Source organism: Chryseobacterium sp. MEBOG06, from assembly GCF_021869765.1.
Classification (GTDB): Bacteria; Bacteroidota; Bacteroidia; order Flavobacteriales; family Weeksellaceae; genus Chryseobacterium.
Window position 1 is genome coordinate 1,487,384 of record NZ_CP084580.1, and the last position, 24,199, is coordinate 1,511,582.

The window sequence follows — 24,199 nt, forward strand, 5'->3', positions numbered from 1 at the left end:
AATATAAAATGTTAAATAGGAGGATAGGAAGTTTATTTTTAGTGTTATTTTTTGCTCTTATTAGTAATTTTTTCTTTGCCCAGAACAGAGAAAGAGTAGAGGTTGCTAAAAGGCCTGGTGCTGCCTCTCTGAGAGCAGGAGCTTTTATAGACGTCAATGCACTCAGCTATCCTGAATCCAGTTATCCTATTACTCAGCTGATAAAGGATGTTCTTATATCAGGAGGAGGCTGTGCTACATCCAATGTAAGTAATGTGACGGTGTCTCCTAATCTGGCAGCCAGTAATCAAAACAGAAGCTGGGGATATTTTAATAAGTCAAATACCAATTTCCCTTTCAGTAAAGGGATCATACTTTCCACCGGATATGCCAACAAAGCAGGAAATGTTTTCCAGAGTGCTTTAAGTGATGACCTGGGTACAGGAGGAGATACAGACCTGGCTAATGCGTTGGGAATTGCTAACTCTAACCTGACCAATGCTACCTCTATAGAATTTGATTTTGTTGCAGCTTCTACAGAAGTTACGTTTCGATATTTATTTGCCTCTAAAGAATACCAGCAAAACTTTCCATGTACGATCACAGATGGATTTGCTTTATTATTAAAAAAATCAACTGATCCTACTTATACCAATTTAGCGGTGCTTCCCGGAGGGGCAGGCCCGGTGAGTGTTACCAATATTCATCCTGCCTACAACAACTGCGGACCCAAGAATGAGGCCTATTATGGAGGAACAAATACCGCTCAGATTGAAACCAATTTCAATGGGCGTACCATTCCTTTAACAGCAAAGGCAGCTGTTATCCCGGGAGAAACCTATCATTTTAAGATTGTACTGGCTGATTATCAGGATCCCAATTTTGACTCAGCAGTATTCTTAGAAGCCGGATCATTTGATATTGGAGTAAAGATTCTGGACCCTTCCGGAGTACAGTTGCCTACATCTGTGAATATGTGTGATAATACCCCGCAGACTTTCACTGCTTCTGTTCAGGCACCTAATGTGACTTATCAGTGGTTTTTAGGCACTAACCCTATTCCTGGAGCTACCAATGCCAGCTACACCGCTACACAGCCGGGAGTTTATACAGTTAAGGTATATATTCCGGGAAACAGCTGTCCCGGAGAAGCTACTGTTACAGTAATTGGTGGAACATCACCAACTGTACAGAATGCGACCCTGACGGCTTGCTATACAGCAGGAAATACAATTTTTAATTTACCACTGGCACAGACCTCAATAAGTACTACTGGAGGTGCCGTGTTTTCTTATTATACAACACTAGCAGATGCTACGGCAGGAAATGCAAATACAATTCCTAATCCTACAGCCTATTCAAGTGCGGGAGGCCAGACAGTATATGTAAGAGTCAGAAACGGTTTTTGTTCAAAAGTAGCAGAGCTGCAGCTTGTAAAAGCACCGCAGATGACAGCTTCTATTGTACCCCCGGTGGCGTTAACCTGTGCTAATTCTCAGATCACCCTGAACGCCTCGGCCTCGGTTTATCCGGCAGGCGCTGCATTCAACTGGACTACAGCAGGAGGGAATATTGTTTCTGGAGGAACTACCTTAAATCCTGTTATCAATGCGCCGGGAACATATACTTTAACAATAACCCAAACCTATCAGCCAGGAAACGTTAGCTGTACCACTGCGGGAAATGTAATCGTTACAGGAGATAGTGCTCCACCGGTTACAGGGCTTACAGCAAGCAAAATCAAGATATGTAAAGGAGATTCGGTGATACTAACTGCCTCAGGGGGTGTTACCTATACCTGGACAGCGCTTCCGGGAACTGGAAATACACAGACTGTATCACCTACTGTGACCACTACTTATACTGTAACTGCCGTAGGAGCTAACGGATGCGTGTCTCAGAATCCGGGTACAATAACGATCGAGGTATCGGAGCCTTTTACAGCACAAAATGCAATATTACATAAATGTTATCAGCCGGGATTGGCTTATAATCTTACAGAGGCACAGACTCAGATCACTTCTGCTGCGGGAGTAACATTTACTTATTATATTAATCAGGCAGATGCCAATGCTGCCAATGGTAACTCTATTGCCAATCCTACAGCATATTCGCCACCGGGAAATCAGACGATATATGTATTGGTAAGCAACGGAGGCTGTAGCTATGTGGTTTCCTTACAATTGTTGAGAACTGCTGAAACTACACTCACAGTAGCTGCTCCGCAAACGGTTACCTGTACAACACCTCAGGTGACAATCAATGCTTCTGCATCTGTAATACCAACCGGTTCTACCATTTTATGGACCACTACCGGAGGAAATATCATTTCTGGAGCTAATACGCTTACCCCTGTAGTAAGTGCCGGGGGAACTTATACACTGACGGTAACCAATATATCTCAACCAGGTAACTTAAGCTGTACCTATACTTCAACAGTAACAGTACAGGAAGATAAAGTAGCGCCAATTGCTGCATTGGTATCATCACAGCCTCGTATATGTGTAGGGGAGTCTGTTACTCTTACTGCTTCGGGAGGAGCTACTTATAATTGGGGTGGTGGTCTTACAGGAAATGGAAATACCCAGGTAGTTTCACCTACGAATACAACAGTATACACAGTGTATGCAGTAGGTGCTAATGGATGTATATCGGCAACGCCTGCAACAGTTACCGTTCAGGTAGGTCCGCCTGTAGCCGGAATTGCAGCTTCCAAATCAAAAATCTGCGCAGGAGAATCAGTAACTCTTACCGCTTCGGGAGGAATTACGTACAATTGGATTGGTCTTACCGGAAATGGAAATACTCAGCTTGTGAGCCCTACAGTAAATACAACTTATTCTGTATACGCGTTGGGAGGAAACGGATGTAGTTCTCTGGATCCAGCTACAATTACCATTGAAGTAGTTCCCGCAATTGTTTCTACTATAAAAGACGTTTATGTTTGTTCCGGAGATAATGGAACTCTGGATGCCGGAGCCGGACCTAATTATACTTACTTATGGAATACAGGAGCAACTACTCAGACAATTACCACCAACCTGCCGGGAACGTATTCTGTGACCATCAGTAATGGGGTCTGTTCAAAAGTTTTCTCAGCCCAGCTGATCAATCCGGACCTGCCGCAATTTACGAATGTTGTTTATGATAATCATGTTCTTACCGTTACAGCAAGTAATCCTACAGGTGGTATTTTAGAATATTCAATAGATGGAGGTTTGACCTGGCAGCCGTCTAATATATTTTATGGTCTTTTAAATAATACAATGTACAGCCTGATGGTAAGGGTGAAAGGAGCGAAGTGTGGAACCACATTGGACTATTTTACATTTGTCATCAGTAATGCGATTACTCCGAATATGGATGGGGTAAATGACACCATAGACTTTACCGGAATCAGCGGATATAAAGATTTTGCAGCTTCCATTTTTGACAGATACGGTGCAGAAGTGTTTAAGGCTTCAAAAGGTGATGCCATATGGAGAGGATCTTTAAAAGGCTTAAACCTGCCTACAGGTACTTATTGGTATAGAGTACAGTGGGAGAATCCGGCCAGTAAAAAAATGGAACAGCGTTCAGGCTGGATCCTTTTGAAAAATAGAAATTAAATAATGAACAATAAACCAAAAAAAAATCTTTCATCACCTGAAAGATTTTTTTTGTTTTTACCAGTATTATACTTTTATGAGTGATCAGAAATTAGAAGATAGGATGTTGAGTTCTTTTTTTTATAAATTGAGATTTTATTTATTTTTTACGTTTAGATATTTCAATTTTGTGATATTTTCAACTTAAAAATGGCTGTATTGAAAAATATGAGTTATTACTAAACATTCTCTTTTTTTATCAAATGTTGAACGTTTTAGAGTATATTGTGTCATCTGTATTTTGTTGGGGTTAGTGCCGGGTAATGGGGATTTGTCGCAAGAGTTTTGTATTTTTGTTTTTTTATTATAAAAATAATGAATATGTGTGTGGTATATTTAAAAAAAAATTAAATTTGTTGAAACAAAAATATTATGACAAGATATCTACCGCTTTGTTTATTATTTACCGTGTTCTCTACTTTTCTATTTTCACAAAACCAACCCCTGCCATCCAGAAAACCTGTAAAGGAAAAAGCTTCTGTACTGTCGCGAAGAGCAGGTGCTTTTATTGACGTGAATGCTCCCGCATATGTGGAAACCACTTACAGTATAGAAAAGATGGTAAAAGACGTATTGATCTCCTCTGGAACCAATACCTGTCTGACCCCGAATGTGACTAATGTGAAAATTACGCCTAATCATGCTCCTACGGAAGCAGACAGAGCATGGGGGTACTTTAATAAAGCAGCCACCAATTTCCCCTTTAAAGATGGGCTTATACTTTCTACAGGATTTGCCAGAAGAGCAGGTAATGCCTTTGAAAGCGGTACTTTGGGAGATGTCAACGGGGGAGGATCTGATCCTGACTTAGCACAGGTAATTGGTGTTGTAGAAAACAGATTGAATGATGCCGTACTTTTGGAATTTGATTTCGTTCCTACTACTTCTCAGATTAAATTTAATTATTTAATTGCATCCGAAGAATACACAGGATCATTCCCTTGTACCTTTGCAGATGCTTTTGCGATATTACTTAGACCTACTTCAGGTGGACCCTATATAAATATGGCGGTGCTTCCCAATGGAGCAGGACCGGTAAGTATTACCAATATTCACCCGGCGATAGGATCATCTTGTGGTGCTGTGAATGAACAGTATTTTGGAGGATATAATACAGCCAATGTTGAAACAAATTTTAACGGAAGAACAGTTCCGCTTACCGCTACTGCAACGGTAGTAGCAGGACAGCAATACCACTTTAAAATGGTTATCGCAGATTATAGTGACCATAGTTATGATTCAGCAGTATTCTTGGAAGGAGGATCTTTCAATATTGGAGTAGATCTTTTAGATCCTGCAGGAGCTAAATTACCCACAGATATCAATGTATGTGACAATGTACCTCAGGTGATCACAGCTTCAGTGAATGATCCGAATTTAGTTTACCAATGGTTTTATAACGGAGCTCCGGTACCTAATGCTACAACGAATACAATTACAGCATTACAGCCGGGAACCTATACTATTGAAGTAAGTGTTCCTGGAAATCCATGTCCGGGTAAAGCTTCCATACAGATTCATGGGGGAACAACCCCACAGGCACAGGATGCCACATTGTTATTGTGTACTACACCTGATATTACCACTTTTGACTTAAGTACAATAACATCTTCTATAAGCCCAACTCCGGGAGCTATCTTTAAATTCTATGTCGATCAGGCTGATGCTGTTGCACAGAACAATAATTATATCCAGACTCCATTAAACTATAATGGTAACGATGGACAGATTCTATATGTTGTGGTTTCAAATGGAGGTTTCTGCAGCAAAATGGTTGAACTGAAGCTGCTGAAGGAAACAACGCCAACGGCTACTGTGAAATCTTCCAGAATAAAAATATGTCCGGGAGAATCTGTTACCCTGACAGCGGACGGTGGAGATACCTATCTGTGGAGCAATTTCATGGGAACGGGCAATATGCAGACGGTTACGCTCTATCAGACTACTGTATTTACAGTATATGCAATTGGAGCAAAAGGATGCAAATCTTTGAACCCGGCAACGATCAGAATAGAAGTCACTCCTGAAATCACTTCACCTTTAAAAGATGTTGAGATGTGCGTGGGAGATAAAGTAACTCTTGATGCAGGGGCAGGAACGGGCTATAAATACCTTTGGAGCACGGGCGCAACTACACAAAAAATAGAGGTAGACCAATGGGGAATTTACTCAGTAGAAATAGATAACGGGATTTGTAAAAAAATATTTGAGGCTAAAGTAATGGGAGCAGCTACTCCATTTTTTACTGCATTGAACTATGAAAGTATAAAGAAAACAGTAACTTTTACTGTAGAAAATCCTCCGATGAATAATTTGCCAAGTACTTTGGAATATTCAATTGATAACGGAATTTCATGGCAGGCCTCGAACGTATTTACCAATCTTTTGGATAATACAAACTATACTGCTTTAGTAAGAAGAGTAGGGACGCATTGTGTGGGAAGTCTTGACTTCTTTACCCTTCAGATCAATAATATTATTACTCCAAATGATGACGGAGTAAATGATGTGCTGGACCTTAAAGCGCTTGGAGATTTTAAAAACTTTACAGGCTCTATCTATGACAGATATGGAGTAGAGATGTTCAGATTCTCAAAAGAAACTCCAATTTGGGACGGAACAGTAGGAGGTAAGAGATTACCTACAGCAACATATTGGTATAAATTTAATTTTGAATACCCAAGATCAAAAGCCCAGATGAACTGGTCAGGATGGATTATGTTGAAGAACAGAAATTAAAATTGATAATGTATAATAATAAACCGGCTGTTTCCTTTTTTGAGACAGCCGGTTTTGTTTTAAGCCAATGCATTAATAATATACAAAAATAGACTGCCTATGATATGGCAGTCTATTTTTTTAGTGCAGACAAAAATACTCCTACAGAGAGTTTTGTGTTTATAAATTACTTATTGGTTATTTTTCCAAAGATCAGCAAAATGTATAAAATCCGTTACACTAAGCTCTTCCGCTCTTTTGTCTAAAAACTCATGACCTTTTAAAGCTTCAGGAATATTTAATACTTTCAAAGCATTCGAAAGTTTCTTCCTTCTTTGGTTGAACCCTGCTTTTACAATCTGTTTAAACAGAACCTCATTGCCGGCTAATCCTTCCTTCGGATTTCTTGTAATTCTGATAACCCCCGATTTTACTTTTGGAGGCGGATTAAAGACGTTCTCATGAACTGTAAACATATAGGATACATCATAATACGCCTGTATCAGTACAGATAAGATACCGTAATCCTTAGTTCTCGGAACGGCAGCTGTTCTTTCAGCAACTTCTTTCTGGAACATTCCCACCATTTCAGGAACCAGCTCATAGTAATCTATAATCTTGAATAATATCTGTGACGAAATATTATAAGGAAAGTTTCCTATGATCGCGATCTGCTCATCTTTGATAAAATTAAAATCCTGTTTCAGAAAATCTCCTACAAAAGTATTTTCTGTAACCGTAGAATAGTTGTTTTTCAAGTATTCAATAGATTCCGTATCGATCTCTGCAAGATAGATGTTCTGATCTTTTTCAAGAAGATATTTGGTAAGAACTCCCATTCCGGGGCCTACTTCCATAATATTATTATAGTTCTCAAAACTAAGACCTTCTACGATTTTTCTTGCGATATTTTCATCTGTCAGGAAGTGCTGACCAAGATGTTTTTTTGCTTTTACACTCAAAGTTTTTTATGATTTTATTAACAATGATTTTCTCATTTTCGTCCCAAATTTCGGAAGTTTTTTTCTATTTTAGCCAAAAATTTTAATATTAATGGCTAAATCTGTAGATGAATTTAATAAGAAAAGGCTTCGATCCAGCAATATTACAGTAGTAATAAGTATTGCTTTAGTGCTATTTTTGTTGGGATTAATGGGGCTTATTTTAATTAATGCCCAAAAGTATTCCGACTATATCAAAGAACAATTGGTGGTGAACGCCTACTTTGACGATAACTATGACGCTAAAGACTCTATCAAAATTGCAAAACTAGAGGACGAAACTTTTAAAAAAGTACAGATGTTAGCTCCTGTAAAAAAAGCAACCTATATTTCAAGAGCTATGGCTGCTAAGGAAGCCAAAAAAAGTATGGGGATTGATAGTGATGCCTTGTTTGAAGAGAATATCTTCCCTTCATCCATTGAAATTGCTTTAAAGCCGGAATATGTAGATCCTGCAAAGATTGATGAGGCAATAAAAGTCATCAAATCTGTTCCCGGTATTATGGATGTTAAGAATGACAGTACTTTGATGGTAGATGTTTATAATAACCTAAGCAGAATATTAAAATGGATTCTCGGATTTTCCCTGCTGTTTTTAGTATTGGCGGTTGTGTTGATCAATAACTCTATTCGTCTTAAAATATTTTCAAAGAGATTTATTATTAAAACCATGCAGCTGGTGGGAGCTAAAAGAAGATTTATTCTTAAGCCCTTCATCATTGAAGCTGTTGTTTTAGGTGCTATCGGAGCATTCATAGGTCTTTTGGCTTTATTTGGGGTGTGGTATTACTTCACCAACCAGATCGGGCAGGCATTCGCACAGGATAATCAGCAGTATTTTTGGCTGATGCTGCTGGTGATTGGAATAGGGATTTTTATCACCGTTCTAAGCACCATTATTGCAACATGGAGATTCTTAAAATCAAACGTTGACGATTTATATTACTCTTAACAATGAGCAAAAAAACAAATAAATTTTCCGCTTCAAATTTTGGAAATGAAGCAGAAGTACCACAGGAAAACACGTTCTATTTCGGACAGCAGAATTTCAAATGGATGCTGATCGGATTAGCATTTATTGTGGTTGGTTTTCTCCTGATGATGGGCCCGGATGCCAATACGGTAGATGGTAAACTGGATCCCAACTCATGGAATGATGACATCTTCTCTATCAGAAGGATCAGAATAGCACCTCTTTTTGTTGTAATCGGTTTTGCAATAGAAGTATATGCTATTTTAAAAAGAAAATAAATAAATTTTACATTTAGAGATTAAGAGATAATGAAGTGTGGTAGATCTGCTGGACTTCAGGATCTCTTAATCTTTTAATTTTTTTAAAGAATATGGATTTAATCAAAGCAATTATTATTGCCATTATAGAGGGTCTTACAGAATATCTTCCAATTTCCTCTACCGCACACATGGGATTCACTGCAAACCTTATGGGGCTGGAAGAAACTGAATTTTTAAAAATGTTTCAGGTTTCTATTCAGTTTGGTGCTATCTTATCAGTTGTAGTGGCTTATTGGAAAAAGTTTTTTGATTTAAATAATATTCAGTTTTACTTTAAACTGGCTTTTGCAGTAGTTCCTGCATTGATTTTAGGATATTTATTTGATGATAAAATTGAGGCCATTCTTGGAAATCAGATTGCTATTTCTTCAGTATTGGTATTGGGAGGGGTTGTTTTGCTGTTTGCTGATAAGTGGTTTAAAAATCCTGTAATTGATGACGAAAAAGGAATTACCATCAAAAAGGCAGTCACTATTGGATTTTGGCAGTGCCTTGCAATGATGCCGGGAACTAGCCGTAGTGCGGCATCTATCATTGGAGGGATGACACAGGGGCTTACAAGAAAAGCAGCTGCAGAATTCTCTTTCTTCCTTGCTGTACCTACCATGCTGGCTGTAACGGTATACTCTGTGTTTGTTAAAACATGGGGAAAAGAAACGGCAAATCCACAGAAGGGATACGAAATGATTATGGCTTCACAGGATCATATTATGATCTTTGTAGTAGGAAACGTTGTAGCGTTTATTGTAGCACTTATTGCGATCAAAGCATTCATCGGAGTACTTAACAAGTATGGTTTCAAGCCCTGGGGATGGTACCGTATTTTTGTAGGAGTTGCTTTATTGATCTATTTTTATTTCTTTAAATAAAAGAATATTCATTATACCTACCCATGACCGCTGAAGAACTGAAATCAGGATACATTTTTTTATTGGATAAGCCTTTGGACTGGACTTCCTTTCAGGCTGTCAATAAAATGAAATATAAACTTAAAAGGGAGTTTGATCTTCCTAAAAAATTTAAAATCGGACACGCAGGAACCCTTGATCCAAGAGCTACAGGGCTTTTGATCGTTTGCTGCGGAAAATTCACCAAGAAAATTTCTGAAATCCAGGATGCTCCCAAAGAGTACTGGACCGAGATCAAAATAGGAGTACAGACAGAATCCTACGATACTGAAAAACCGGAAATCCTTCATCAGGATATTTCCCATATTTCGGAAGAAAAGGTAAGAGAAGTTCTGGAAAAATTTGTTGGAGAAATTGAACAGAAGCCACCCATTTATTCTGCTATAAAAGTGGATGGAGAAAGAGCATACAATCTTGCAAGAGCAGGGGAAGAGGTGGAAATGAAGTCCAGAAAAACAACAATTCACTATATCAAAGATATTAAAATAGACTTCCCTCTGGTAAGTTTTACTGTAGGCTGTTCAAAAGGAACCTACATCCGAAGTCTGGCTCATGATATTGGGCAGGAATTGGGCGTAGGTGCTTACCTGACACAATTGAGGCGTACAAAAATCGGAGATTATGCTATTGAAAATGCTACAGAGGAGTTTCTAAATAACGATTTCAGATTCGAAGGCTTATGAAAATAAAATTATCTTTGTTTTTTATGGTATTCGCTTTTATTGCAGTTTTCTCACAAAATGAAGATGATAAAAAGAGCAAAATGGATTTTTACTTTAATCCGTCTCTCAACATAGGTTTTAATATTAATAAGAAATCTGAAAGTGCCAATTCTCAATATATAGAACCAAAATCAGTATTGGGAAATTTCACTTATGGAGCTACTGCGATAGGTGGATATAATTTTCTTCCTAACTTTGCATTGGGAACCGGATTCAAATATAGCTTTATACAGGATAACGATCATCTTATATACTGGGTTATTCAGCCAAAAATTATATTTTCTCCGGGAGAGCGCCCGTTCTACATCGATCTTAATTATGGAAAACAGCTTAACCGTTCTGTAATTTCAGACACTGAGTTTTGGGGCGGTAGAATAGGAATGCAGGTTTCTTATTCAAAAAGACTGAGCCAGGAAGGAGGAATTGTTTTTGAATCACACCAATTGAAAAATGGAGCCGATGGCTTCTTTATAGGACTGAGTTATGGAATTACCATATTCAGTAATAAAAATTATACCGGTTACGGAAAAGACTAATGGAAAAGACACGTATCAATAAATATTTATCAGAAGTAGGCTACTGTTCTAGAAGAGCAGCCGATAAACTGTTGGAGGAAGGCAGAATAACAATTAACGGAAAGATTCCTGAGCTGGGAACTAAAGTTTCTGATGAAGATGTGGTAGAAGTAGATGGAAAACCTGTAAGAGAACCACAGGAAAAACCTGTTTATATAGCTTTCAATAAGCCCGTAGGAATTGTTTGTACTACAGATACAAAACGTGAAAAAAATAATATAGTAGACTACATTAACCATCCAAAAAGAATTTTTCCAATCGGACGATTGGATAAACCGAGTGAAGGGCTGATCCTTTTAACAAGTGATGGTGATATCGTTAATAAAATTCTGAGAGCGAGAAATAATCATGAGAAAGAATATCTGGTAAGGGTAGACAAACCCATCAATCCAAGATTTCTGGAGAAAATGAGAAATGGAGTCCCTATTTTGGATACGGTGACCAAAAAATGTGAGGTTGAGAAGATTGATGATATGACCTTCAGAATTGTGCTTACACAAGGACTCAACAGACAGATCAGAAGAATGTGCGAATATCTTGGGTATGATGTGAAAAAGCTGAAGAGAATTCGTATCATGAATATCAAACTGGACCTTCCTGTAGGGAAGTGGAGAGACCTGACAGAAGAAGAATTTAATGTTCTGAACGCTCTGCTGGCAGATTCCAGCAAGACAATCAACTAAGAATACGAATAATTAATAATGGAGCAGGCAGGAAAATTTATTTTTGCTTAGCTCCTTTGTTGTTTTAATTCCATAATCAATTCCTGATCTAGCTTTGGGAAACGCAGCATTGTTTTCCTGAATACAATGTCAGACAAAACCTTAGGGGCTCTATCTTCTTTTATTTATGAGCTTTCTTACCCTGTTTGGAAAATTTTATACCGTTATGCTCCTTCCTTTACTGAAAAAAGGATGAAGGATAATTGTAATATTTCTATTTTATTTTTTAATTATTTAAGGAGTAATGGTTTATATACATAATATGTTTTCTTGTGTATAAAAAATATATTATATTTATAATAACCATTAAAACCCAAAAATCATGAAATTTAAATTTAGATCAGTTCTATTGTTCCCCCTTATTTTAATTGTACTTAATAATTGCCAGCATCAGGATGATAATCACGATTCCGATCACCCAAGCGAATCTTCTTTTTATATTGACTATAGAAGCCTGAAAGGATCACCAGATGGAATAGCTGTCATAGAGCTCGATCCTGAATCTGCAAACTTCGGAAATATTAGCAGCAAACTCGAATTGGGCATTGGAGTATTACCGCATCATATTTATTACGATAACGATGCAAAAAGATTATTCACAACTGCTTTGGGAGGCAGCTATCTTTATCAGATAAAGGTAGAAAAAAATCAAAATGAACCTCCAAAATTAGTAAGTGCAACCCCCATTGATACAGGAGAGAATACAGTTGGCGAAAATATCTTTTTTACCAATGACGGAAGGTATTTTATGACCTTTATGGGAGGGGCAGGAGGGCCAAAAGATGGTAGTATCGGTGTTTTTAATGCTGCTAATAATCAACTTATCAAAACAATTAAAGCACCCATTCAAACTAACCCAAACAAATTTATAATGTATCCCCACGGTATTTCTGTAAATGAAGAAAAAGGACTCATGATGGTAACCTCTACCATTCACCCGGATCTTACTACCGGAATGGGGAATACCTGTACATTATTGGATCTGAATACCTACGAATTAAAAGAAACCTACCAGGTAGCAGACTCGGATACGGATCTGTCAAGCCCTGTTGAAGTTTTATTGCTGCGTGGAAAATTTCCTCAATATGCACTTGCTACAACGATGCTGGGGGGAGATATTTGGATCGCTCCATACAATGCTGCCACCAAAAAATACGATGCCTTTAGCAAAATATTTGACGGAAGTACACAAGGGCTGGGCTGGGCACTCGAAATGTACATTGATAATACCAACAAATTATATGTAAGCTTTGCAGATCCGGGAAGGGTACTCGTTTTTGATATAAGTAATCTTCCCCAGCTAAAACTTTTAAAAACCTTTAAGGCAGACAGGGGAGCTCACCATATGGCTTTCTTCACCACCAAATCAGGAAAAGAAGTGGTTGCCGTACAAAATAACTTGCTGGATATTCCTAACTTAAACTCCGGGACTATTAATGTAATTGAGATTCGGACAGGAAAAAATTTAGGCACAGTTGATCTGCGCGCTCGATATGGAATGCTGCCGGAATCCATTGAAGGAACTAATGGCCCTAGCAGTTATATGCATCATTAAAATTTAAGATACTATTTCTGATCAATTTTTTTATTAAAACTGCTAGTCAGAATTTTAAACAGCCTCAAATGCTATTTTGGGGCTGTTTTGTAATATTTAGATAGATGTTTTAGAATCTTTTTATTTTAAATATAATCTCATCCTCGCCTCATATTCCGGTTTCAGTTTTAAAAGCTTCCATATTTTTCTGTCATCGGGATAGCTGATCCGGTAGAAGATAATTTTGTCTGCTGAATATTTAAAATAAGGATGATTTTTCAGCCATTCTTCAGGGGCATCTGTCAATGTGTATTTGGAGACCCCGGAGGCGTCCAGAGGCGCTATGGAAATAAGTTTCTGAACCAATTCCTTATCAATATTGTAAGTATCTGAAATCTGCTGTTTATTGACGAAACCTCCCAGCTTTTTCCGAAAACCGATCATAGAACCCGCACTTCTCTCGTCCAGCCCGAACTCCAGGAGCTGTTTAAAAGTAATGGTATTAAGATCAATTTTTGAAAAATCGGTTTTCTCCTGTTGAATTTCCTCCTTGTTTACAGGAGCAGAGGTGAATTTTATGTAAGGCTTTAGTTCCTGAAATTTTTCAGACGAAATAACAAAGCACTTTTGCAGTTCTTCAGGGCTTTTAAAACCTCCCCGCAAATTCCGATCGCGGTAGTTAACAATAGTTATAGCCTGCTTTTCTGAAAATCCGAGTGCTTTCCAGCCGTCAATATCCAATTGATTAGGATCAAAAGAATAGTACCTGACTTTTGTTTTGGCCGCATTATTTATTTTAAAACTGTTGAAATTTTCAGGTGTTTTGTTCGGTAATAGCAAATAAGGCTCAAGCTTATGGTAATTTTCTGAAGAAATTATAAAACATTCTTTAAACTTCTCTTTACTGGTAAAACTTCCACCCAGATACTTTTTGTATTTCAGAATGGCCTCACTCTGTCTTTCACTGAAACCCATTTTTTCCCAGTCATGAGCAGAAAGATGGTCAGGATTGAATGAATTTGTAATGGTAATACTTCTCTTTTCAATAAAATTATACTTCTTTGAATTGCTTTTTTCAGTGGTTTCGGGAAGTAATATAAAGGCTTCCAGATCACCGAATTTCTCTTCAGAAATAGCGAAACATTTCTTTAGCTGTTCTTTGGAAATAAATTTTCCTCCGATCATATCTTTATACTTCAGTATAGTAGAAGCTTGCTTTTCCGAGAAACCAAGCTTCTGCCACTTTTCCTGATCTAAGCCATTAGGGTCAAAGTCTGAGACTTTAGCAGTTAAAGAAGGCCCTGCAATAAACTTTACAGCAGGAAAAGATTCCTTGTCCTTACTCGTATATTTCTGATAGGCTAAAAGAATAGTCAATATCATGACCATAAAAGCCAGTTTTTGGTAATAGTTTTTTCTCATCATAAGGTAAACTTATTGATAAAAACCAAGCATAGCAAGAGTGAAGGGTTAAATGATTAAATATTATATACAGATTTGTCTTATTAATTAAAAATTAGATAATGATATTGCATTTTGTTTGATATAATCCTGTATTTGTAGTTGTTTCGTCTTTTTGACTGTATTGAATTTTAAACAATTGGTAATTAAAAGAGAAGTTTTTCATCTGATAAAAGGTTCATAATTTATAAAATAGATAGATGTGTCCCATTGTTTCGACAGCCTTTATTTTGCTTCATATACGGATGTTGATGGGTGTACTGTTTTATAAATACAGTGTCGGCTCTTGCAGTAGAAAGATATCGGACAGATATGGTCATCTTATCAATTGGAGTCATTTTAAAGAGCTATCTATCGATTTTATTCACCTCCTTTCTAATAATTTTTTACTATTATACGTCACGTTCTGTCGCTTTACTGGCCTACATTTGCTTCAGAATATTACAAAAATGTACATAATAATAGATTGATAGGGTATAATAAACTTTGTTTACCTATTTTAATATATGTTAAAAATGGTTAAATTTGTAAAAATAATAAACTAATACCAACTTGAAAATAACATGGGAATGAAAATACTTTTTAGAATATCTGTGCAGGATATACTGCGATCTTATACTTAGATCGATCTTATCATTACAATTTTTTGACACTGAACAATTTTCCGGAGTTTCCGGAAGCGATAGAAATATATACAATGTGTACAATATTGTATATATAAATGCACATTATATCCCTGTTATTTGAAATGTTTACGACTATATTTGAAAAAAATCAAATACATATGAAAAAAATCTACCTCGGTGCATTTACCTTATGTACCATTCTGGGATCAGCCCAGGAAATTTTATGGCAGAAGGATCTGAAATCTTCAACACAGGACTTTCTGAGCCAGGTGACTACTACCATTGATGGTCAGTATCTGATCAGCGGAAGTTCTATTCAAAGCAATAAGCTTCAGGCTTCAGGCAGCAAACACAATAACGGTTACGATTTTAGATTAGTCAAATTAAATCAGAATGGAGAAGAGGTGTGGGAGAAATATTTCTCCGGAACCAATCATGATTATCTGTCTGCAACAGTTGCTACGCAGGAAGGAGGATTCGTTGTCACAGGCACTTCGCATTCAGGAAAAGGTCTTGACAAAAAAGAAGATTCTAAAGGGAATTCAGACATTTGGTTAATCAGGATCAATGAATTTGGAGACGAGGTTTGGCAAAAAACATTAGGTACTGCTGCTGACGAAGAAGCCAGAGCGGTTATTCAAACCACAGATTTAGGATTCGTAGTCGCCGGAAATGTTCAGAATTCTTCCAAAGGCTACGGTTCTAAAGATGTCCTGATCATCAGGCTGGACAAAGACGGAAAAGAACTGTCCCAGTTAATCTGGGGCGGAAAAGGACTTGATGAAGTTGAAAAAATGATCCCAACGAAAGACGGCGGAGCCTTACTCGGGATTTATTCCAGAAGTTCAGCGGTACAAGGTAAGACATCTCCCATAAAAGATACCCAAAATATATCCGACACCCGACACCTGACTATTGTACAAAAGCAAAGCGACAATTTCGGTGAAGGAGATTATACGGTTCTTAAAATAGATAAAAACGGAAAAATTGAGTGGGAAAAAAACTTTGGTGGCAAAGGTGATGATCACATCAGAACGCTTGCTTTAACTTCCACAGGATACATTATCGGAGGTGAATCCAGATCGGAAATATCAGGAAACAAAACGGTAGGCATTGAAGAGGGTACTGACCTGTGGTTGATTTTTTTAAACGAGAGAGGAGAAGAACAGTCACAGAAATCTTACAATTTTGGGAACCGTGATCTCTTAATGGGAATGAGTGTCATTCAGAGTCAAGATTCAAGAGCCAGGAACCAGGACCTAACTAAAGGATTGCTTATAGGGGGATATACTCAGTCTGAAGGAAGAATAGAAGAAAATGACGAGACTTTTTGGATACTATATTTAGACCAAAATGGAAATGAACAGTGGAGAAAATATGTAAAAGGAGAATCCAGACAGAAAGAAGAAAGACTTTCAGATTTGAAATTAAACAGAGACGGCTCTATTATTCTGGCAGGAACCAGTGCCACAGAACTGGGAAAAGAAAACTGGAAAATTGTGAAGCTGGGAGACAAACAGGTTGATCAGTTAATGGAGAAATTTGATATCAAGATCTATCCGAATCCGGTATCTGATTATGCTTATGTAGAAATTGGCTTTGATTTTAAAGAGGCTGATATTATGCTGTATGATATGAGCGGAAGACAGCTTCAGAGCTTGAAAACAAAGAATAAAGTAACCAAGATTAACACGCAGGCTCTTGTTCAGGGCGCTTATCTGGTGACGATAAAAACGGATAATAATAAAACAGCGAATGCGAAGCTGATTAAAAAATAAACTAAGAATTATGAAGAATATATTTTTATTACTGATCTTTATATTCGGATACACCTTATATAGTGGTCAGGAAGAAAGTAAGAATATGGGGATTGTAAGACCAACCCCATCTGCTGCAGGATTGTCAACTTACAGTACCATTCCTGTTTCTGTACAAACTGGAATTCCGGATATTTCTTATCCGTTAATCAATCTTGAAACGGGAAATAAATCGGTGAATATCAGCTTAGGGCTTAATTATCATGCAGGCAATACTTCCAGTAGAAACCCTGTAGGTGATGTAGGTAAAGGCTGGTCATTTTTAGGAGGGGGAGTTATTTCAAGAGAGATTCTGAAGGACTTTGATGAATTATTTGATGATGTCAATTTTCACAGTTATAGAAAGAATAGCTTTAATGATATTTATAATTTTAATATTCCGGCGGAATCAGGAAAATTTCGATTCATCAGAAACATAGAGGCCAATACTTTTGAATTGATAAAACTCAGTCCTTATAATTCTATAGTTAAAGAACATCGGTCTGCTAATCAGGCTACTCTTGTTCTGGATTCTCTTACCATAACAAGTGAATCTGGAATACAATATGTTTTTAAGGATTATGATATTAGCTTAATGAATGTACATGTGTGGACGCACCCTACACAAGGTGGTAAATTTACAGATGCAAGATATAAAAGTGCCTTCTATCTATCTTCTATTCTTGATGAAAACGGACGGGAACTGGTAAAATATACTTATCTAAGAGATTTGAAATATATTCCCGGTACAACAATTCGTCTCGACGGTTCAGAAACTAATAAACTGATCAGGATAGAGGCAAAAGACCACGGCATTATAGAAATAAATTATGATAGAAATGAAAATGAGAATAAAAACCATGATATATTCTCCATCAATAATATTGTTCTTAAAACAGCCAATAATGCTTTTATAAAAAAATATATATTTAATTATTCCAACACTTCTGTCAGCAGCAATATGGTGTATTATAGAACGCTGGCATCCTTCAGCCAGGTTGATCAGAATGGGAAAATAATTGAAAAATATGCCTTTGATTATGCAGGAGGAGTGTTTGAAAATGGTGAGTATGAAAATGGCGATGAATATCTTCTGTTGAATACGGTTAAATTGCCTACCGGAGGGATTATAAAATATAACTTTGATATGATCACTCACTCCTATAGTGGGAAAACCATCCATATACCAGCCCCGAAGACATTTCTGACAGATTTATCTTTTACAAGTGTCAATGATGGTGTGAAAAAATATGCTTTTACCCTTACAGAAGGCAAGAATATTGAAATTAATGCGATGGGAATTGGAAAGTTAGCTTCTCGCTTATGGGCAGTTCAGTTTTTTAAGAAAACTGGAAACTCATATGAAGTTTCAAATAGTATGGGAGTACCTATAGATCCGAATCCTGATTTTGAGTATGTACAGACAAGAACCTTTGGACCGGGTGAATATTATGCTGAATTATATTGTAATGATTTAAATTGTAATAATTTAACATTCAATAGGCCTTCTGTGATCTCATTATCAGAAATAACCGGAGAACCTTCTGAAGCTGTTGAGTTGGTTCCAAGATCTGGGCTTCCAAGAATTAAAAATATTAAATATTTTAATACTTCGTCTGATAATATTTTTAATGTACCCCCTGCAAAAATTGAAGAATACGATTACAGTTTCTTTGATCAGCCTGGAAATTCAAGTGGATACTTAGTTACAGGAGGTACTTTGAATGCTGAAATGGCTAACCCTGCTTTTATCTATAAAAATGTAAAAGTATCTCAGGGTAATAATATGGGGTACACCAAGTATTATTACAAAGCTCCGGATGTTTATCCTTATCAGAGTGATAATGATTTTTGGCCCAATTATAATATTACCCGTAGTGGACTTATTGATAAAAGGGAAGTTTATAACGCTTCGAACCAAAAGCTATCTGAAGAACTTTTTGATTATACTTTTGAAGAATTTGACAGTCCTAAATATTTAGTTGCTCCAAGTGGTTCTTGGGGGAATTTTTATCTGAAAACCTCCTGGATTAAGAACAATAAAGTAATCACCAAAAGTTACTTTGATTCCGGAGTTACAGAGATTAAAAATGAAGTGTTCAGAAATAACCATAACCAAAAGCCTAATTTAGAAAGAGCTACAGCATTTGATGGCAGCATTCAGGAGACCACTTATCAATATGCACAGGAGAAGAACAATCAGAAATTAAAAGACGCCAATATGGTAGGCTTTCCTTTAGAAACAACTTCTGTGATTAAGAAAAATGGTTCCGATCCCGGAAAATTAGTCTCAAGAGCAGAAACTAAGTACGACAATGCCGGAAACAAATATCCGTCTTCAGCCGTTTCTTATGACTCTCAGAATACTTTAGCTTCCGAAGTGGTCTTCAACCGATATGACAGCAAAGGAAATCCGGAGCAGTATACTCCTAAAAACGGAATTCCTGTTTCTATTGTTTGGGGCTACAAAAAGACCCAGCCTATTGCGAAAGTGGAAGGAGCTTCCTATGAGCAGATCCTACCATATCTGTCTGATATCATAGCCAAGTCAGATGCCGCAGTGATTTCGGAATCGGATCTTCAGAATGCTTTGGATGCCTTTAGAACCAATGCCAATCTGGTGGATTTTCAGATTACAACTTATGTGTATGATTCTTTAACAAGGATGAAAACTATGACGCCTCCTACCGGAGTGCGTGCTGTTTATCAATACGATACCGCCGGAAGACTGGACAAAGTAGAAGATGAAAGCGGAAAACCTTTAAAGAAATACCAGTATAACTACGGTCATTAATGGTAAGCCATGAGCAGCCTGTAGAAAATCAGGTCTCTCGAATTTTTAATTTCTAATCTCTAAATTAAGATGAAAAAACTATTGCTATTATTCAGTTTTCTGTCGGTAACCTTATCCGAGGCCCAGACAGCATCTGAAAACTATATATCCACTACAGACTGTCTGAATGAAGACTGTACCAAAAAAACATACACCGTACAGTATTTTGACCTTTTGGGAAGACCCAAACAGGTTGTAAATGTTCAGGCTTCCCCATTAAAAAGGGATGTCGTTACCCATATCGAATATGATGAATATGGAAGACAGATTAAAGAATACCTGCCTGTTCCCCAACTTTCGACAGGAGGAGGGAGTTATTACTCAGGACCTCTTGGAGTATATCCTTTGGTTTATGGGGATGAAAAAATTTATACCGAAAAGGTTATTGAAAACTCTCCGTTACAAAGGATTTTGCAACAAAAATCAATCGGAAAAGACTGGAATAATAAATCTACCGATTTTGGGTATGATCTAAATATTCCTGCAGACCACGTCAAAAACTATCAGGTGGTTACCCATTGGAATCAGGTGGAAAAAATTTATAAAAACGAATTACAGTATACTCCGGCAGAATATGCAGCCGGCCAGCTTGTAAAAAATACGGTGACCGATGAAGACGGCAATAAAATCGTAGAATTTAAAGATGCTTCCGGTCAGACTGTCCTTTCCAGAAAAGTAATCAATGCCGGAAATAATGCCGATACCTATTACGTATACAATGAGTATAAACAGCTTGCCTACGTCATTCCTCCATTGGCCGCAGCAGGAGCTATGGATCCGGCAGCCATAGATAACCTTTGCTACCAGTATGTGTATGACAGCAAAAACCGCCTGGCAGAGAAAAAGCTGCCGGGAAAAGGCTGGGAATATTTTGTGTATGATAATCAGAACAGATTGGTGCTGTCTCAGGATGCCGTGCTGGGAAGCCTCAACAATAACTTTGTGGCCAAAGGCTGGATGTTCTCCAAATATGATGCTTTTGGAAGAGTGGTCTATACAGGATTTTTTGCCAATACCTCTACCAGAACCGCTATGCAGACAGCCCTCAGCAATATGTCATCCAATGCAGGGAATAACGAAAAACGGGATACTACTCCTATTGTACAAAACGGTGAAAATATTTACTATACCAAAAATGCTTTTCCTACCGGAAGTATGACCATTTTAAGTGTCAATTATTACGACACCTATCCGCCCCTTCCTCAGGGAGCAGAAATTCCGGCCACTATTATGGGGAAAACAGTACTGAAACAGCCTGGACAAAATGGGGCCTCTAAAAATACAAAAAGCCTTCCACTGGCTTCTTATATAAGAAATGTAGAAGACAATGCCTGGACCAAAACCTTCACCTATTATGACGAAAAAGGAAGGACCATAGGGTCTTATGCCCAAAATCATCTTGGCGGATCTACCAGAACAGAATCAGATATAGACTTTGCAGGCGTTACCCAACAAAGCAAGGCTTATCATAAAAGATTGTCAACAGATCCTGAAAAAGTAATCACCCAGAGGTTCACTTACGATGCCCAAAACAGGCTGTTGGTTCATAAGCATCAGGTAGATAACAATCCGGAAGAAATCCTGGTGCAGAATGAGTACAATGAGCTTTCCCAGCTTAAAAATAAAAAACTGGGCGGAACCAATATTGCCCAGCCACTGCAAAGTATTGACTATACTTATAATATCAAAGGCTGGCTGACTAAAATTAATGACCCTTCAAGCCTGAACGGAAAAATGTTCGGATATGAGATGAGATATATCAATCCTGTGAATGCCAATGTAGCCCCCGGAAAATTCGCCGGAATGATCACAGAGATCGACTGGAAGAACGCCTCAGAAGATGTCCTGAAACGATACAATTATACTTATGACGGACTCGGCAGGCTTCAGGATGCCGTATATTCTGAACCCAATGCCTCTGTTCCGTTTAACAATAATTACAATGAGCATCTTACCTATGACCTGAACGGAAATATTAAAACCCTGAAGAGGAATGCTTTTCCTGCAACCGGAGGAGCCACATCTGTTCAGGTAGATGACCTTGTGTACGAATATACCGGAAACCGTTTGACAAAAGTGATTGAAAATGCACTGAACGACACCGGATATGAAGGCGGAAACAATCCTATTTCCTATGATGTGAACGGAAATATGACAAATATGCTGGACAAAAGCATTCAATCTGTACAATATAACTACCTGAATCTTTCTGATCAGTATGTGATCCACCAGAATAGTTTTGGAAAGCCAACCTATAGTACTATCAATTACCTTTACCGTGCGGACGGAACCAAGCTTCGTAAAACGTTTTCTTCTTCCTCACCAAGAGGATCAACCTCAACCCGCATCACAGACTATCTGGACGGTTTTCAGTACAGCTACTTTGAAGGCGGAGGAAACTGTATTACCTGCAGAACCGAAAATGCTTACGAAGCAGAAGCTTATAGAGGTATTCTGGATCCCGGTGTTATTCCGGAATGGAAACTTGATTTTGTAGCCACCGCAGAAGGTTTTTACAGTTTCACCGAAAACCGCTATATTTACCAGTACAGAGACCACCTTGGAAATACCAGGGTCACCTTTGCCAAAAACAGCGCAGGCGCTCCTGAAATTATTGACACCAACAATTACTATCCTTTTGGTTTAAACCATATCTCAGGGTCGTTTGGTACTTCTAACTTTGGTAGTTTCTACAGTTACAAATACAACGGAAAGGAATTACAAGAGACGGGAATGTATGATTACGGTGCAAGGATGATGATGCCTGATCTGGGAAGATGGGGAGTAATGGATGCGATGTCTGAGAAATACAGCTCTTTGAGTCCTTACAGCTATGCGATCAATAACCCTGTTATGGTCATTGATCCGGATGGAAATGATGCAATGTTCGCTTCTGGAGAAGCAGCACAATTTGCTTTTAAAAATTATGTAGCAACGATGTCAACAGGAACTGGAACATCAGGTGAGAATATCTTTACAGGACTTAATTTTTCTGGTTTTGGAACAGATGATTGGATCAGAGGACTTGATGGAAAGTGGAGATATGATGCTAATATTACTACTTTGGAAAAGGCAATGCGAATGGCAGGTATAACCGGTTTTGCTAAAAATGGAACAATATTCTCAAATGTAAGTGTAGATGGAGGAAGTATCTCGGCTTATGCACGACTAAATGAAGGAGGTAGTATAACCAAGCTCGGTGCGGATGATCTAGCTTCTATGAATGCAATTGTAGATGCATTACCAATGTGGTTAGGAGGAACGTGGAGAACCTGGACCAATGTAACATTTTACAGTTTTTCCGCAGGATCAAATGATCCTGATAAAGAAACACTTAATAAATTAAAACCACAGGATAAAATTGATTTTAATAATATGTTTGAGTATATTTTAGGTGGGTACGGCAGAAATACAAGGCTTGATCGTAAAAGTTTTGGAGATGCTTTTATCCAATTTGGGCTTGATGTAGAAGGCATTGGAAATCCTTTTAATTTCAAGAGTAATGATAGTACTGCTTTAGTGGAGCAAATCTCAGATTCTCCATTTTCTTACTCAAGAGATACAATAAAAAAAGTTCCTACTCAAACGAAAACCAATGATAGTATTATGTTTAATAATGCTGTTAAAAATGTTAATGATCAAAAGTTAAAAAACTATTATAATAGAATAAATTTTCTCGGCAAAAAATGGTAGTAAAAAATAATAAAAGAACGGCGAAAAATTTTTTTTTGCTTTTAATTATCTTTTTATTTTTTTCATGTAAAAAAAATGATAAAAATTTTAGTAAACACGTCAATATTCAGGATATTACTAATGAAGATAATTATGCAATTAGTAGTAAAAAAGAAAATGATTCAATAATTCTAATTAGTGGTGAGAGTAATCAATATACTTTGCAAGGCTATAAGAATGTTAAAAATAATGAAAAAATAGGATGGTGGAAAGTTAAGGATAAAACTAACGATTTTTTGTATGAGATTGAGTTTTTGTCAGTAAATATGGAAAAAGAAAATCAGATTAAATTTTATGAAGAAGGTAAATTGATAAATAGATTTAGTCAATATTATGATATTATTTATAAGAATAATGGATATGAATTTAAATTTTATTTTCCAAAGTATAAAGATGAAAAAACCAGAGTGGAATTTAATTATATGACAAAAAATAATAATACTATTGAAGATAAAAGGATTGATTGTAAAACCGAAAATGGTTATTACATATGTTTTATTCCTGGGGAAAAAAAAGAAAAATCAATTGCAGGGGTTGCAACATTTTTTTCCGAAAGTGAAAATAAAAAAGAAACAACTTTTTCATCTGTAAGTATGTTTGTTAATAATTAAAGTTCCACCGCTCTGCGAAGTTTGTAACTTCGTAGCTGTCG

Annotated in this window: 15 protein-coding genes; 13 read left to right on the forward strand and 2 right to left on the reverse strand. The window is 37.3% G+C overall.

Annotation, left to right across the window (positions count from 1 at the left end):
- Positions 1-8: 8 nt before the first annotated feature.
- Both LF887_RS06885 and LF887_RS06890 read left to right on the forward strand, forming a co-directional pair.
- Positions 9-3,587: a choice-of-anchor L domain-containing protein gene (locus LF887_RS06885; protein ID WP_236858111.1), complete on the forward strand. Its 3,579-nt coding sequence runs from the start codon at positions 9-11 to the stop codon at positions 3,585-3,587.
- Positions 3,588-3,998: 411 nt separating this feature from the next.
- Positions 3,999-6,365 carry a choice-of-anchor L domain-containing protein gene (locus LF887_RS06890; RefSeq protein ID WP_236858112.1) on the forward strand — a complete coding sequence of 789 codons (2,367 nt, stop codon included), beginning with the start codon at positions 3,999-4,001 and terminating at the stop codon, positions 6,363-6,365.
- A gap of 170 nt (positions 6,366-6,535) precedes the next feature.
- Here LF887_RS06890 and rsmA read toward each other — a convergent pair whose 3' ends face one another.
- Positions 6,536-7,306 carry a 16S rRNA (adenine(1518)-N(6)/adenine(1519)-N(6))-dimethyltransferase RsmA gene (gene rsmA, locus LF887_RS06895; protein WP_236858113.1) on the reverse strand — a complete coding sequence of 257 codons (771 nt, stop codon included), beginning with the start codon at positions 7,304-7,306 and terminating at the stop codon, positions 6,536-6,538.
- A gap of 91 nt (positions 7,307-7,397) precedes the next feature.
- Between rsmA and LF887_RS06900 the strand changes: the two genes are divergently transcribed.
- The 7 genes from LF887_RS06900 (at position 7,398) to LF887_RS06930 (ending at position 13,120) form a co-directional block, all read left to right on the forward strand.
- A complete protein-coding gene (locus LF887_RS06900) occupies positions 7,398-8,297 on the forward strand; it encodes a cell division protein FtsX (RefSeq protein ID WP_236858114.1) in 900 nt (299 codons plus the stop codon).
- Positions 8,298-8,299: 2 nt separating this feature from the next.
- Positions 8,300-8,596, forward strand: a complete 297-nt coding sequence (locus tag LF887_RS06905) for a DUF3098 domain-containing protein (protein ID WP_236858115.1) — start codon at positions 8,300-8,302, stop codon at positions 8,594-8,596.
- Positions 8,597-8,688: 92 nt separating this feature from the next.
- Positions 8,689-9,507 (forward strand): undecaprenyl-diphosphate phosphatase, encoded by an 819-nt coding sequence (locus LF887_RS06910; protein ID WP_236858116.1) that lies wholly within the window; start codon positions 8,689-8,691, stop codon positions 9,505-9,507.
- A gap of 23 nt (positions 9,508-9,530) precedes the next feature.
- Complete coding sequence (gene truB / locus LF887_RS06915) at positions 9,531-10,229, forward strand: tRNA pseudouridine(55) synthase TruB (protein ID WP_236858117.1); 699 nt, start codon at positions 9,531-9,533, stop codon at positions 10,227-10,229.
- A 23-nt stretch (positions 10,230-10,252) separates the two neighbouring features.
- Entirely contained in the window at positions 10,253-10,804 is a 552-nt protein-coding gene (locus LF887_RS06920) for a hypothetical protein (RefSeq protein WP_236858118.1), read from the forward strand.
- On the forward strand, positions 10,804-11,526 hold the full coding sequence (gene rluF, locus LF887_RS06925) for a 23S rRNA pseudouridine(2604) synthase RluF (protein WP_236858119.1): 723 nt from the start codon (positions 10,804-10,806) through the stop codon (positions 11,524-11,526). Before LF887_RS06920 ends, rluF begins: the two co-directional genes overlap by 1 nt.
- Positions 11,527-11,887: 361 nt before the next feature.
- Positions 11,888-13,120 carry a YncE family protein gene (locus tag LF887_RS06930; RefSeq protein WP_236858120.1) on the forward strand — a complete coding sequence of 411 codons (1,233 nt, stop codon included), beginning with the start codon at positions 11,888-11,890 and terminating at the stop codon, positions 13,118-13,120.
- A gap of 120 nt (positions 13,121-13,240) precedes the next feature.
- Here the strand turns inward: LF887_RS06930 and LF887_RS06935 are convergent, their stop codons facing one another.
- Positions 13,241-14,524 (reverse strand): helix-hairpin-helix domain-containing protein, encoded by a 1,284-nt coding sequence (locus LF887_RS06935; protein WP_236858121.1) that lies wholly within the window; start codon positions 14,522-14,524, stop codon positions 13,241-13,243.
- Positions 14,525-15,344: 820 nt separating this feature from the next.
- Between LF887_RS06935 and LF887_RS06940 the strand changes: the two genes are divergently transcribed.
- The 4 genes from LF887_RS06940 (at position 15,345) to LF887_RS06955 (ending at position 24,158) form a co-directional block, all read left to right on the forward strand.
- On the forward strand, positions 15,345-16,964 hold the full coding sequence (locus tag LF887_RS06940; protein ID WP_236858122.1) for a T9SS type A sorting domain-containing protein: 1,620 nt from the start codon (positions 15,345-15,347) through the stop codon (positions 16,962-16,964).
- 10 nt (positions 16,965-16,974) lie between these two features.
- On the forward strand, positions 16,975-19,776 hold the full coding sequence (locus LF887_RS06945; protein WP_236858123.1) for a hypothetical protein: 2,802 nt from the start codon (positions 16,975-16,977) through the stop codon (positions 19,774-19,776).
- A 69-nt stretch (positions 19,777-19,845) separates the two neighbouring features.
- Complete coding sequence (locus tag LF887_RS06950; protein ID WP_236858124.1) at positions 19,846-23,508, forward strand: DUF6443 domain-containing protein; 3,663 nt, start codon at positions 19,846-19,848, stop codon at positions 23,506-23,508.
- Positions 23,502-24,158 (forward strand): hypothetical protein, encoded by a 657-nt coding sequence (locus tag LF887_RS06955; RefSeq protein ID WP_236857562.1) that lies wholly within the window; start codon positions 23,502-23,504, stop codon positions 24,156-24,158. Before LF887_RS06950 ends, LF887_RS06955 begins: the two co-directional genes overlap by 7 nt.
- Positions 24,159-24,199 lie beyond the last annotated feature (41 nt).